Origin of the sequence: Streptomyces sp. NPDC008092, from assembly GCF_042957285.1 — a bacterium.
In the GTDB taxonomy this organism is placed as follows: domain Bacteria; phylum Actinomycetota; class Actinomycetes; order Streptomycetales; family Streptomycetaceae; genus Streptomyces.
Genome location: NZ_JBIBHY010000030.1, coordinates 49,163 through 61,980 on the forward strand (window position 1 = coordinate 49,163; position 12,818 = coordinate 61,980).

Below are 12,818 nucleotides of genomic sequence, written 5' to 3' on the forward strand. Positions count from 1 at the left end.
GCTCATCCTTCGTCGTTGTCGGAGCCGCTCACCGCGCGCGCGACAGCGGCGACGGTCGGGTACTTGAACAGGTCCGTCACCGAGATGCCGGCCGCGATCTCCGTTCTGAGCCGCCGGTGCAGATGGATCAGTGTCAGCGAGGTGCCGCCCAGTTCGAACAGGCTTCGGTCGCGGGGTACTCGTTCGGGTTCGGTCCCCAGGGCCGTCGCCCACAGTTCGGTGAGGCGGCGTTCGAGATCCGTCCGCGGGCCGCCGTCCGGGGTTGCCGCCCTGCCTGTTTCGGGCCTCGGGAGAGCCCGCAGGTCCACCTTGCCGGTGACGGTGACCGGCATTTCAGTCAGGTACATGACACCCGTGGGCAGATGCTCGGTCGGGAGGCGATCGGCGAGATGGCCGCGCACGTCGACCGGTTCGCCGCCGGTCCGGGGGACGACGTAGGCGATCAGCGCGTCCGGCATTCCGCCCCGCACCGTCACCACGGCGTCCCGCACATCCGGATGCTCCAGCAGCAGGTTGCGGATGCCGTCCAGGTCCACGCGCAGCCCGCGTACCTTCACCTGGGCGTCCTCGCGGCCGTGGAAGTCCAGTACGCCGTCCGTGCGGAAGGAGGCGAGGTCGCCCGTCCGGTAGAGCCGGGCCCCGGGGGCGCCGCCGAAGGGGTGCGGCACGAACCGTTCCGCCGTCTGCTCCGCACGGTTGGCGTAGCCGAGGGCCAACGGAAGTCCGCCGATGCACAGTTCACCCACGAAGGTGGGCGGCAGCAACTGGCCGCCCGGACCGAGCACATAGGCCTGCGCGCCGGGGATGGGGCGGCCGATCGGCTCCGTGGAGCCTTGCGCGTCGCCCGGGGCGCAGGTGTGGGAGATGACGTCGATGGCGGTCTCCGTCGGGCCGTAGAGGTTGACGACCCGCGCGCCGCTGTCGCGACGCACAGCCTCGGCGACCCACGGGTCGAGTGGCTCCCCGCCCGCGAAGACCCAGCGCAGGGCAGTGCCCTCGCCCCAGGCCTCCTCGGCCAGAACCGCCTTGAGAACGGTGGGCACGAACTGGACCACGGTCACGGCGTACCGGCGCATCTGGTCAGCCATCAGCGCCGGGTCCCGGTGCGCCTGGGGCGGCGCCAGGACCACAGCCGCGCCCACCGTCAGCGGCGCCAGGTACTCCCAGAGCGACGCGTCGAAGACAGGCGGTGTCTTGAAGTAGAAGCGGTCCTCGGCACGGAAGCCGAACTCGGTCCGCTTCCAATGGAGATTGTTGGCCAGGGCACGGTGCGGAACCACGACCGCCTTGGGCAGTCCGGTGCTGCCGGAGGTGGTGATGACGTACGCGGGGTCCTCCGGGTCCGCCACCCGGTCCTCGAACACCGTCTCGGTGCCGGGCGGGCCGGCGCCCCAGACGACGGCCGTGAGCCCGTCGGGCAGGCCGGCGGCGGCCGCGGCATCCGGTACGACGGCGGCGGCCGCGCCGGAGTCGACGAGCACGAAGGAACGGCGGCGCGCGGGCTGCTCCAGGTCGACAGGGAGCAGGGCCAGACCGCAGCGCAGCACGGCCAGGGCCGCGATCACGAACCGGGCCGACCTGGGCAGGCACAGGGCCACGACGCTGCCGGGCGGCAGGTCGAGCGCGGCAAGGCGGCCGGCCAGAGAACGGGAGACCGACTCCAGTTCCCCGTAGGTGATCTCGCGTCCCTCCTCGATCAGGGCGATCCGGTCGGGAGCGGCCTCGGCCTGCCGGAGGAACGCAGCCGGGACGTGCGGCGCGGTCGGCTCACCAGGGGCCGCGTTCCAGCCTTCCAGCACCAGGGAGCGGTCGGCGGGCCCGACGAGGTCCACTGCGGTCGCCGGGCCGTCCCAGCCGTCGGCCACCTGACCCAGCACAGTCTCGAAGGCACGCGCGAGCCGCTCGGCAACCGCAGGCGGGTACACCGCCGGGTCGAAGTCCAGGCGGGCGGTGGACCGGCCTGGACGGAGGTCGACGGACAGCATCAGCTCCGACTTGGCGGTGCGCGGAGCGAGTGGCAGGCGGTCCGTCTCCAGACCGCGCAGGCGCAGGCCCTGGCCGGTCTCGTTGACGGACAGCATGGGTGGCACGACAGCCCCGCCTCCGGTGAGGTCGCGCAGCCGGGCCCACAGCTTCTCCAGGGACGCGCCCTGGTGCTCCAGACAGGCGAAAAGCGACTCCTGCACGGCCGTCACGTAAGCCGGCAGGCTCCGCCCCGACCGGGACGGGCCGCGGAAGACCAGCAGATCGGTGAAGAGGCCGACGACGGGGTCGTACTCGGATCGGCGCCAGTCCACCGCGGGATAGGAGATGACAACGTCGTCAGAGCGCAGGAAGTGCTGCAACGTCAGCGAGAAGGCGGACAGCAGGAGGGCGAAGGGTGTGGCCCGGAGCCGCTCCGCCGCCTCGGCCAGGTCTGCCCCGAGGACGACCGGCAGCGAACTCTTGGAGGCCGGGGCGGACATCCTTTCGTGGGCCTGGCGCGGAGGTGTCGCGACTGTCTCCAGATCGGCCACGAGGTCGCCCCAGAAGCCCGCGCTCGCCCGGCCCTCGACGGACACGTCCTCGGCGCGCTGCCGGAGGATGTAGTCGAAGTAGCCGTCCGCAGGGTCCCCGCCGGCATCCGGTACGGCGTCCAGCTCCGCGTCGTAGGCCTCCCCCAGTTCCCGCAGCAGCAGCGGGACCGACGGAGCGTCCGTCGCCACGTGGTCGAGGACCAGGAGCAGAACGGCCTCCTCCGCGGCGAACCGGAACAGGTCGGCACGCAGTCGGCACGTCGCGTCGGCAGTGAAGGGAGCCGAGACCTCGTCATCGATCCGCTTGTCCAGCTCGACCCTCGACACCTCGTGCACGCGCAGGACGTCGTCCGGCACCGCACACACGCTCTGTCGCACCTCGCCGTCCGCCGCCTGGCGGATCGACACCCGCAGGACGGGATGCCGCCGGAGCACTCTGCGCAGCGCCTCCGCCAGCGCCGCCTCACTCACCGCGCCGGAGAGGGCGTAGGCGACGGGGACGTTGTAGTGGTCCCCCTCGGGATTGAGCTGCTGGGCCACCCAGACAGACTCCTGCTGTCGGGATAACGGAAAATTGCGTAACTCGCCCGAAAGGGAGCCTGCCATTCCACCCCTCTTTCCCCCGTTAGGCACTTTCCCTGTCTTGCGGACTTCTGCATCCTGCCCGCCGAGAAACCGTTGACACCATGAACCATCAGACTGTGACCTTGGCCACACGTCAATGCATCCGAATTCTTTCATTTTCGGCAATCTTGATCATTCCCGCAGTCGAGTATTATCGGCGGGCATTCAAATAGAAAGCGCAATCACCCCGTCAATTGCGACACACCTGTGGCCGTTGCACCCATCTGCCCACAACGGTCAAATCTCCACAGGCCGCAGCGGGCGCGAGACGACCGACCGCCGGGGATGCTGAATTCACGGGCTCCCGTCGGCGGGCGCCCGTCGGCGGGCGCCCGTCGCGGTCGGCCTCGTGGGCGGTGTGCTCGCCGAGGGCGCGCAGCCGCAAGACTCTGGACGTCGGCCTCGTACCCTTCGCGGTGCACGCGATGAGCCAGCCCGGCGCCGGCAGGACGAGGGCCGCCCAGGTGATCCACCGAACCCCTTGCGGGGGCGCGGCCCACATCACAGGCGACGACTTCATGTTCAACCACCCCGACTAGCTGCGACTTCTGCGCGAGGAACAGCGGACGGCCTCCGAGCGGATCCGCGCCGACTACCGGGCTTGGCAAGCGCGCCGAGGCGTACGTCCGGAAGCGGCGCGGGGGCGTGGTCGTCGAGATCACCACAGCGAGGCGCCGCCGCCTTCGTCGGCGGCGCCTCCGTGTACCGGCAGGTCGGCTACCGGGGGAAACTGGCCGTACGGGCGGTACGGGCGGCCGGCTCCCGCCAGGGCACCGCCTGCCGTTACGCCAAGCTCAGCCGACGGAGACTGCCCGCGCGGTTCACTACCGCCTCGGGGACCTACCTGCGCGATGCGGCCCTGCCCCGACGTGGTGGCGGCGGCCGCACAGCTGTCCGCAGTCGACTCAGCCCTGGGGATGCGCCGCGACACCCACTCCCTCTACCTACCGCAACACCCAGGACAGTCAGGTGCGCTGGAGAGACTCCCCCGCCGCAGCCCTGGCCCTCGTCTCGGAGCGGGCCCGCCCCCGCTCACTCGGGGAGGCCGCACGGTTCTGGGCCACTCAGCGCAGCCTGCACGCGGGGATGCCGGAGTACCGCGACGACCTCATCGCGATCGCCGGGCCGGCCTGCCCGCTGATGCCCGCCCCGCTGCCTCGCCAGTTCCCCACAACCCGCCCCAAGGCCGCGTTGCCCGTGCCCGTCTGAGACCTGGAGCCCTGGCCAAGTGCCCGGCCAGTGCCTCAGGGGACGTCGGTAGGTACGGTGTCGCCAACCCGCCAAACTCCGGGTGGCGGGTTGGCAGCGCGGAGGGTTCCCGTACCGGGGCAGTAGCTCCAGTTCCCGAAGGTTCACCGACAGCGGCACGTGGAAACGGCCCGTCGCGCAGTGAGTGTTGCCCAGCCCGTTGCCGATGAAGAAGTACACAAAACAGTTCCGGCACACCCACCACCCGGCCTGATGACGGTAATTGCGGTTGAAATCCCGGGGATTCTCAACGCGGTACGTCTCGGCCGACGGGGTGTGGCCCCGCGAATTGTTGGGGCACCGGCCGGGGCCGCCGCGCTAGAAGTGGGCCGCCTTGCAGGTTCGGCACCACTTCATGTCGAGGTTGCCGTTGGCCCCGGCCCGTGGCAGCTGGACTTGCGGCCGTGCCGTTCGGGAATCCCGGGCGACACGGCTGTCCAACGCCTTCAGGAACGGCAAGGTCCCGTACTGCGGGCTCGGCGTAAATGAGTTCGGCCCCCTTCAACGTGTACCAAGGGGGCCGAACTGTCGTAGCGGGGGCCGGATTTGAACCAGCGACCTCTGGGTTATGAGCCCAGCGAGCTTCCGAGCTGCTCCACCCCGCGTCGGTGACTTCAGAGTACGCGATGTGGAGCAGCCCGGCTGGGAATTACCGAACGCCGTCGGCCCGCCCGCGGCTGCACCAAGGCGCGGCGAACTCATGTGCTCGGGGGCGGGCAGAGTTACCCCCGCGGAGGGGTGAGGCCCACGGGGGCAGCGGTCGGTTGAACTCAACGGGCGTTCTGCGGTTGCTCGGAGAGTTCTTGGGCGACCCGGTTCTTCACGGGGTCAGCGTCGATGATCCAGATGTTGCGTTTCCGGTCGGTCAGGAATGCCGAGAGGGCGAGTAGGAGTGCTGCCGTCTGGCACAGGGCCAGCAAGCAGCACGTCGATGCGGTAGCGGCGCCCGCGCACCCGGCGGGGATCGGGAACGGTGGCCAGCGCCTCGGACAGCGAGGTCAGCTTGTGCGGTTCGATGGACGGGCAGCGCTCGTTACTGGCCTCACAGTGGCACGCGAGGACGCTGATCAGGGAAGATGGCGCGCGGACGCGACTCCAGGACGATCTTCGGCCTCAAGAGCTTTGATCATCTGGCGGTGCGTCTCTTGCTTCCGCTCCGGCAAAGCGGCCATCAGGCCCCAGAGCCAACGAACCAGCCGATCCCGCCAGCTGGGAACGCATCAAGCCTGGTCAGCCGCCGTCTGGCCATGCATCGCAGCCCGACCTCAGAATGTGCGGGTGAAGCGAATACAGCTCTATACGACGGACACGTCGCCGGTGGCTGGGCAGCGCGTTGTGACTGCTTGGCTTGTTTGGGCGGAGGCGCGGACCGTGCCCGCCGCCCTCGACACCTTGGCCGCAAAAGCTGTTGCGAGTAATGCAGATGCCGTCCTCGCCGTGCGGCTAGTTCAAGATCTGATCGTCCCCACTACGGGCTTTGACGCCTCCAGTAAATATAGTGCATTTTATGCATATGGGACTGCCGTGATTTTCGGATAGTTCGCGAATTTCTCTCGTCAGGACCTGCAACTTGGGCGCGCCGCTGGCGGGCACTACCTCGTGGCCGTCAAGGGCAACCAGAAGAAGCTGCGCCGGCAACTGCGCTGCCTGCCCTGGCTGCAGATACCGCTGCTGGACCACACCCGCACCACCGGGCACGGACGTCGCGAGGTCCGGCGGCTGAAGGTATGCACCGTCGAAGCCGGACTGCTGTTCCCCCACGCCGTCCAGGCCGTCGAGATCAAGCGACGCCGCGTCAACGCCAAGACCGGCAAGGTCCAGACGAAGACGGTCTACGCCGTCACCAGACTCACCCCCGGCCAGGCCGACCCCGCCCGCCTGGCCGAACTGGTCCAGAGCCACTGGCCCGTGGAGGCCCTGCACCACGTGAGAGACACGACATTCGCCGAGGACGCCTCCCAGATCCGCACCGGCAGCACACCCCGCGCCATGGCCACCCTGCGCAACCTCGCCATAGGCCTGATGCGCCAGGCCGGTTGGACCAATATCGCCGCCGCAGCCGACTACTACCGGTCACGCCCCGACTACGCCACCGCACTCCGCGAGATCACCTGCTGAGAACGCATCAGCCCTGGTTCCAGCACCTCCTCGATGCGTTGCAGCTTGGCGTCGCGCTCGGGGTCGGGCGACTCCTTCCAGGTCTTGGTGCGCTGGAAGGTGATGCCACGGCGGGCAAGCAGGCACCGTAATGCTTCGCGCCCAATCCGGATCACACGACCGTGCACCTTCCGCAGGTAGGCGGCGAGTTTACGCATGGACCAGCGGGTGAAGGGCTAGGCACTGTCCGGCGGATCACGTGACTAGGAACCGGAAGGGCATCCTGCCTGGCACCGGTTGGCACGACAGCCCTTTCAGTTCTTACGGATGCGGCGGGCCTCGGCAACGAGTCCGCGAGGCAGCTTCGGACCCGCACATGCGTAGTCGATCAGCAGGTCCCGGTAGGTGGTGTTCGCGAGTTCTGGCGCCAGGGCGATCAGGGCACTCAGGTCGTCGGACGAGCCGGAAAGGCGTGTGCGGTAGGCGGCGCCCGCCGCGCGCAGGGTGACCTCCTGAGGCTCGTATTCCAGGCCCTGATCGACGAGGCTCACGGCTGCGGCGAAGTCGCCCTGCTCGGCGCGCACGTCGGCTAGGTCCAGGTAGAGGGACCAGTTGGCGGAGTCCAGGAGCAGCGCGCTTTCGAAGGCAGCAGCAGTCTGATCCAGGTCGCCCATCACACGCCAGGTTGCCGCTCGTGCGACTGCCGTCCACATGACCCGATCGACGGCATCGGCGCGGTCACAGAGCGCAAAGGACAGTTCGTACCGACCGCAGGCCCGGGGCAGCCGGGCCATGGCGGCCAACGACTCCGGCACGGGATCCCGTTCGGACACCACGTCGAGGGCATGGAACCAGGGCGCGAACCGCTCCCGCATCTCGTCGGTGTCCAGGTCGTGACCGCAGTCCAACGTCCGCAGACACGCCTCGGCCAGCGCCGCAGCACGCACCGCGCCGAGAAAGCGCGCATCACCGAACCAGGGTGCAGCGCCCCATGCCACTTCGGGCCGCACACCCGTGACCGAACCAAGGGCCATCACCGCGTTGTCCATGTCCCCTTCAAGGAACAAGAAGTACGCCTGCGCCAGCACAGCGCTCAAAGAGCCGTTCTCTTCGAGGCTCTCCTTCAGTTCCGAGCGTCGGCCCTGCCACAACTCGGCAAGTGCCGCATAGGGCTTCGGAGCTGCCGGTGCCGAGGCTATTGCCCCCACCAGAAGCTCCACGGCGCCCACCGGGCTTCCGCCGCAGTGCGCCATCACACCAGCGAGACTGACTCGCGCCGCCACTGACTGATTCGACATCGCCAGAGAATACCCGTGGCCAGGCGCGCAAAAGCGACGATCAGATCAGGAGGGGAGAGCCCCCTCTCAACGGCACCCAACGTCCTGCCAGTTGCCGGCTCGTTAGTCCAGCATGGGGCGGGGTGAACTGACGAAGGCTGAGTGGGCCCGGCTGGAGCCGCACCTGTCGGCATCGGGACGGCGCGGCGGGCGGTGGAACGACCACCGTAAGGTGATCAACGGGATCTTGTTCCGGGTCCGGACGGGCATACCGTGGCGGGATTTGCCCGAGCAGTTCGGCAGATGGAAGACCATCTATGAACGGCACCGGCGCTGGTCGGCGGACGGCACGTGGGACCGGATCCTGCGTGCCGTCCAAGCAGAGGCCGATCTCGCGGGCCGGATCGACTGGAGCATGGTCAGCGTCGACTCGACATCATGCCGGGCCCATCAGCACGCGGCCAGGGCTCGAAAGAAGAAGCCGCGCGTCCCGAAAAAAGGACAACGCCCCGGCACCACCGCTCCGACGAAGGACTCGGACGGTCCGGGGGTGGTCTGACCTGCAAAATCCACCTTGCCGGTGAGGGTGGACGCCGACCGTTGGCCTTCCTGGTCACGCCCGGACAGTGGGGCGACGCCCCGCAGATGATCCAGGTCCTCGAACGCATCCGCGTTCCCCGTCCGGAGGGCGGACGGCCGCGCACCCGGCCGGACCACCTCGACGGCGACAAGGCATACAGCTCACGCCGCAACCGCCGTTACCTGCGAAGACGCCAGATCAAGCACACCGTCCCAGAGCCGAAGGACCAGCGGGCTAACCGCAAGCGGCGCGGCAGCAAGGGCGGCAGGCCCGCCGGTTTCGACACCGAGATCTACAAACGCCGCAACGAGGTCGAGCGGACGGTCAACCGGCTTAAGAACTCCCGAGCCGTCGCCACCCGCTACGACAAGAGGGCCTACGCCTTCCATGGCACCGTCACAGTTGCGGCGGTCCGCTTATGGATCCGCCCGTGATCCGCCGGACAGTACCTAACCGAGCTTGGTCGCGCGGGTGGTGGCCGTCTGGATGACGAAGTCCTCGTCGTCAGTGCTGAGCGGGCGGGGACGGCTTCCCGCCCATCGAGGGTCCAGGCAGGCCGAGCCGATCTCGTTGAGCCGGTGGATCACGACGCGGCCAGTGTCCTCGTCAGCCTGGACCGGCTTCGCGATCACAGGGACCCGGTTTCCGCCGACCGAGGCCAGCGGCATCATCGCGCGCCGAAACCGCACCGAGTTGGTGCTGCCACGGCGCACGAGCTGCTGCAACTTCTGACCAACCTGCGCACACGGACAGGCTCAGCCACCCCCCAACGGTCGGATCGGGGCGTCTCCGGACGTCCAACCGCTGGAACCGCCGGAACCGCCGATCCGGCGAACCCTCACGGTCAGAACGCTAGCGGGCTTGGGCTGACGCGACGAGTTTTAACACCATCGCCAGAGCGGCGGCCCGGGATCCGGCGCGCACAGTCGCGCCGATCTCGTCGGCGACGACGCTGCCATTGCGAAGCTGGTCGCCGGGTCACTCATCCTGCCGATCGCCGCGTTCACCGACGCCGACGACCAGGACCCGGATCCTGCTGCGCGCACTGCGTACCGAGGGCCTTTACGCCGGCTGAGCGTCGCCGGTCGCGCAGAAGCACCGGACAGCGGCACTGCGGCTTGACCAGCACAACCACCGTGTCCGTCAAAGCAAAGTTGCTCAGAACGCAGCTCCGGCGACGCGGCGCAGCCAAGGCCAGGTTTTGGGGCCGACCATGCCGTCTTCGGCCAGACCGGCATTGGCGACAACATTTACCTTCTTCTGAAACTGTAAGGCGGCTGCTTGGGACTTGGGACCAAAGATGCCATCGATGGTTCCAGGGTTTTCGCCCACCTTTTTGAGCAGGCACTGCGCCTCGATGCCGGCACTGGTCACCACGGTTGTGGACGGCTGCGTAGTGAGGCCGCTGTAGGAGCCTGCGTATGCGTAGCCGGTGCTGGCATCGAGCACGTAGGTGCAAGTTGCAGCGAACGCTTCGGTCGTAGGCAGTGTGGCAAGGCTGCTGCCCAGGATTATGGCGGCCGCGGCCAAGCCGATACGTTTGCGTATGGTCACGTGGGTTCCTTCCGTTCTCGGACGAAGTCCGTCTGAATGACCACCGTCAACATCACCGCAACAAGGTGCTGCGTTTGACGACTGATGGCGGCTTGCCGTACTCGATGACTGTACAACTCGCTTTGCCTTGCGCGGAGTTGCAGGAATGGACAGTTGGAAGAACTGCTCTTGCGCCGGTGGAGACGCACCAACCGATCATCGGTACCAGTGGCTCAACTTGGCCCTGTCGGAAATCTTGGCGGGTCGGGATCAGGGTTCCCACCGGGCCTTGACCCAAGGCCGGGTGGTTAGGGCCTGCAGATCATTAACCGGCAGCCTTGATCTCTGTGGCGATGGTGATTTCATGGCTGATGGCAAGGCAGTGGAGGGCGTCCAGGCCTGCAAGCCGGCATCAGGGCGGTTCAATGGTGTGCCCGGCGGTCCGGAGGAGTTGGCGGATGTCGCGGATCCGGCGGTTGACGGTCTCAGGTGTGACGCCGAAGAAGAGTGAGTAATTGTCAGGACTTCTAGATCAGTTGCGGTGGTTCACGCTGCGAGGTTCTCGTCTCGTTCGACGCGGGGGCCGTTCTCGAAACGGGCGCCGGCCCGGACGAGGGCGACGGGGTGCGGTGCGGTGACCGCTCGCCAGCGGGCCTGAGCGGACTCGACGAGTTTGAAGACCATCCCGAGGACTGCGGCCGGGCTGCCGGCGCCGCGGGTGCGGCCAGGGCGCAGCTCACCTCACCGCAGTCGGCGCCAAGTTGGATGATGCATGTATCGATCAATCCTTGCTGGGACGCCACAGCCAGCGCAGAGCGTCGGGGAGCAGGACCCCGCCGTGGTTGGGGCTGTGTCCGCCGTCTCCCAGGACAAGGCGGAAGTCGTAGCCCGCTTCGGCGAGAGCAGCTGCCACGCGCAGGCTTTCGGCGAGCCAGTTCCACTGCGGCTCATTCCAGTGCAGGTCGCGGTGGCCGCTTTGCATGAAGACGCGCAGCGGCTTGCGGGGGACGCGGGAGACGAGGTCCGGGTAGGGGTTGCCGGTCGGCATCTGCGCGAAGCTGGACAGGCATGCGATGACGCGCCGGAACTTGTCCGGACGCAGCCAGGCGGCTGTGAAGGCGCAGTTGCCGCCGCTGCTCCCGCCGCAGATGCCCCACCTATCGGGCGACTGGGCGATCGTATAACGCTCCGCAACCTGCGGGACGATCTCGGTGAGGAGGAAGGTGACGTACCGGTCGTCGAAGGCGTCGTACTCGTCGTTGCGGTTCTTCGGGTTCTCCGCATCGGGGAAGACACCAGGATCGACGAACACGCCGATGGTGACGGGGATGTCGCCGCGGTGAACGAGGTTGTCCAGGACGATCGCGCCGCGTACCTCCCCTGCGGGGTCCAGGTACCACCATCCGTCCTGGAACACCATCAAGGATGCCGGTACCGCCGGGTCGTACTGAACAGGCACGTGTACCCAGAACTTCCGGAAGGTTCCCGGGTAGACCTCGCTGCCCCGCCACTCGAACTCGACCGTCTCACCGGCGGGCACGCCCGGCTGCAGGGAGGAATCGGGCCCGTGAACGTAGCGCACGTCGGACTGGTCGATCGGAAGTGGCTGGTAGGGCATCTCCATGGTCACGGAGAGCAACCGTAGGGCCATCACCGCCCCTGACCGCAAGGGATTTTCGTCCGGGTGCTCCACCTCGCGGCTTCAGTTCCGGGCTGCCCTCCAGAGACGGCCGCCTTCACGCATCCTGCCCTTGCCCTTGGTCCAGGTGCGCCGCGGGGGTGGGCATCGGCGGTTCTCCGAGAGGCCTGAGCGAGGCAAGGCCGGTCTCGATGAGCCTGGCCGCGCGGCGGACGTCGGCGGTCACCCTCTCGTGCACCTGCTCAGGTGCGCGGACGTCTTTCAGGTGCCTGCCCAGGCTCCGGAACTGGATGGGCCACAGCCCGAGCAGGGCCGTTGCCGCGATCTGCGGCTCCGGATCGTCCGGGCTCATCCCGGTGCGGTGGGCAAGCGCCTCGGCTGCCACGCCGATGAGCCGGTCGGTCATGTCCCGGTGATAGGCCCGCAGCGCGGGCGTGGACCGGGTCAGCTCGCCAAAGCGCCTGATCTTGGCGGCGGCCTGGACCGGGTCGTCCTGCGCGGCGATCCAGGACGTCATGCCGTGCAGTTCGTCGGACAGGATCCGCAACACGGCGTCGACCGGGCCGCGATCGGGCAGGGCCAAGTCGGTGCGCAGGGCGGCCATCGTGGTCTCACCCAGATCCAGGAGGAGGGATTCCTTGGTGGGGAAGTAGTTGAAGACCGTCTTCTCCGAGACGTCGCACGCCTGGGCGATCTCTGCCACGCGAACGTCGTCGAAGCCGCGCTCCAGGAACATCTCGGTCGCGGTGTCCGACAGGCGCTGCCGCATCAGGCGCTTCTTACGCTCCCGCAAGCCCTCCGCCCCGGGCTCCCCGAGCAGTCTGCGCCGTCCCGTCCAGTCCACTGTGCTCACGGGTGGCAGCGTAGTCCAGTGACAGTGTTATTACCGCGGCTGTATTTTTTCAGTCGCTGTAATACATTGCTCCGGAAGACAGCCTTGACTACCCAGGGAGCCCCCGTGAGCACCATCCACATCGTCCGCGACTACCCGCATCCCCCCGCGAAGGTCTGGCGCGCCGTCACCGACCCGGCGCTCATCCCGCTGTGGACCGCGACCGGTGCCGGGGCACGACCGGAAGGGTTCGCCACCACCGTCGGCACGGAGTTCCGGTTCGTCGCAGAGCCGAAGCCCGGCTGGAGCGGCATCGTCGACTGTGTCGTGCTGGAGGCGGACGAGCCCCGGCTGCTGCGCTACTCGTGGACCGACCACGGCGGCCGGAAGATTTCAAGTCCAGTGAGACGGTCGTGACGCTATGAGGTTTGTGCTGCGGGTTCACGGCGCTTGGCCGGGTCGTTGATCCACG

The 12,818-nt window shown here is 68.0% G+C and carries 10 protein-coding genes, 1 tRNA gene and 3 pseudogenes; 5 read left to right on the forward strand and 9 right to left on the reverse strand.

Annotation, left to right across the window (positions count from 1 at the left end; translation table 11 throughout):
• Positions 1 to 2: 2 nt before the first annotated feature.
• Positions 3 to 3,257, reverse strand: coding sequence for an amino acid adenylation domain-containing protein (locus tag ACFZB3_RS49100; RefSeq protein ID WP_391390236.1), 3,255 nt, complete (start codon positions 3,255 to 3,257; stop codon positions 3 to 5).
• Between the two features lie 852 nt (positions 3,258 to 4,109).
• On the opposite strand from ACFZB3_RS49100, the gene ACFZB3_RS49105 reads away from it, so the two are divergent.
• Positions 4,110 to 4,349: a hypothetical protein gene (locus tag ACFZB3_RS49105; RefSeq protein WP_391390238.1), complete on the forward strand. Its 240-nt coding sequence runs from the start codon at positions 4,110 to 4,112 to the stop codon at positions 4,347 to 4,349.
• Positions 4,350 to 4,919: 570 nt separating this feature from the next.
• On the opposite strand, the gene ACFZB3_RS49110 is transcribed toward ACFZB3_RS49105, so the two are convergent.
• A tRNA-Met gene (locus ACFZB3_RS49110) sits at positions 4,920 to 4,993 on the reverse strand.
• Between the two features lie 958 nt (positions 4,994 to 5,951).
• Between ACFZB3_RS49110 and ACFZB3_RS49115 the strand changes: the two genes are divergently transcribed.
• On the forward strand, positions 5,952 to 6,506 hold the full coding sequence (locus ACFZB3_RS49115; protein ID WP_391390256.1) for an ISAs1 family transposase: 555 nt from the start codon (positions 5,952 to 5,954) through the stop codon (positions 6,504 to 6,506).
• Between the two features lie 17 nt (positions 6,507 to 6,523).
• Here the strand turns inward: ACFZB3_RS49115 and ACFZB3_RS49120 are convergent.
• Positions 6,524 to 6,703, reverse strand: a pseudogene (locus tag ACFZB3_RS49120) (IS630 family transposase); the annotation flags it as partial.
• Between the two features lie 96 nt (positions 6,704 to 6,799).
• A complete protein-coding gene (locus tag ACFZB3_RS49125) occupies positions 6,800 to 7,783 on the reverse strand; it encodes a tetratricopeptide repeat protein (RefSeq protein ID WP_391390240.1) in 984 nt (327 codons plus the stop codon).
• Between the two features lie 112 nt (positions 7,784 to 7,895).
• Between ACFZB3_RS49125 and ACFZB3_RS49130 the strand changes: the two genes are divergently transcribed.
• A protein-coding gene (locus ACFZB3_RS49130; RefSeq protein ID WP_391390242.1) for an IS5 family transposase occupies positions 7,896 to 8,776 on the forward strand; the annotation gives its coding sequence in 2 pieces (ribosomal slippage) (positions 7,896 to 8,256 and positions 8,256 to 8,776; 882 coding nt in all).
• A gap of 18 nt (positions 8,777 to 8,794) precedes the next feature.
• Here the strand turns inward: ACFZB3_RS49130 and ACFZB3_RS49135 are convergent.
• Both ACFZB3_RS49135 and ACFZB3_RS49140 read right to left on the reverse strand, forming a co-directional pair.
• Positions 8,795 to 9,013 (reverse strand): annotated as a pseudogene (locus tag ACFZB3_RS49135) (IS630 family transposase); the annotation flags it as partial.
• Positions 9,014 to 9,500: 487 nt separating this feature from the next.
• On the reverse strand, positions 9,501 to 9,896 hold the full coding sequence (locus ACFZB3_RS49140) for a peptidoglycan-binding protein (protein ID WP_391390244.1): 396 nt from the start codon (positions 9,894 to 9,896) through the stop codon (positions 9,501 to 9,503).
• Between the two features lie 343 nt (positions 9,897 to 10,239).
• Between ACFZB3_RS49140 and ACFZB3_RS49145 the strand changes: the two genes are divergently transcribed.
• The gene (locus ACFZB3_RS49145) at positions 10,240 to 10,386 is read left to right on the forward strand and encodes a hypothetical protein (protein WP_391390246.1); all 147 of its coding nucleotides are present in this window, start codon (positions 10,240 to 10,242) and stop codon (positions 10,384 to 10,386) included.
• A 35-nt stretch (positions 10,387 to 10,421) separates the two neighbouring features.
• Here ACFZB3_RS49145 and ACFZB3_RS49150 read toward each other — a convergent pair.
• The 3 genes and pseudogenes from ACFZB3_RS49150 to ACFZB3_RS49160 all read right to left on the reverse strand — a co-directional run.
• Positions 10,422 to 10,610, reverse strand: a pseudogene (locus ACFZB3_RS49150) (IS256 family transposase); the annotation flags it as partial.
• Between the two features lie 46 nt (positions 10,611 to 10,656).
• Entirely contained in the window at positions 10,657 to 11,568 is a 912-nt protein-coding gene (locus ACFZB3_RS49155) for an alpha/beta hydrolase-fold protein (RefSeq protein ID WP_391390248.1), read from the reverse strand.
• A 43-nt stretch (positions 11,569 to 11,611) separates the two neighbouring features.
• Positions 11,612 to 12,367, reverse strand: a complete 756-nt coding sequence (locus ACFZB3_RS49160) for a TetR family transcriptional regulator (RefSeq protein WP_391390250.1) — start codon at positions 12,365 to 12,367, stop codon at positions 11,612 to 11,614.
• Between the two features lie 105 nt (positions 12,368 to 12,472).
• Between ACFZB3_RS49160 and ACFZB3_RS49165 the strand changes: the two genes are divergently transcribed.
• Positions 12,473 to 12,763 carry an SRPBCC domain-containing protein gene (locus ACFZB3_RS49165; RefSeq protein ID WP_391390252.1) on the forward strand — a complete coding sequence of 97 codons (291 nt, stop codon included), beginning with the start codon at positions 12,473 to 12,475 and terminating at the stop codon, positions 12,761 to 12,763.
• The last annotated feature ends 55 nt before the right edge of the window (positions 12,764 to 12,818 follow it).

Excerpts from the sequence above, each read along its gene's own strand:
- ACFZB3_RS49100 (WP_391390236.1), bottom strand. The coding sequence starts at position 3,257 with ATGAAAGAATTCGGATGCATTGACGTGTGGCCAAGGTCACAGTCTGAT.
- ACFZB3_RS49125 (WP_391390240.1), bottom strand. The coding sequence starts at position 7,783 with ATGTCGAATCAGTCAGTGGCGGCGCGAGTCAGTCTCGCTGGTGTGATG.
- ACFZB3_RS49145 (WP_391390246.1), top strand. The coding sequence starts at position 10,240 with ATGGCTGATGGCAAGGCAGTGGAGGGCGTCCAGGCCTGCAAGCCGGCA.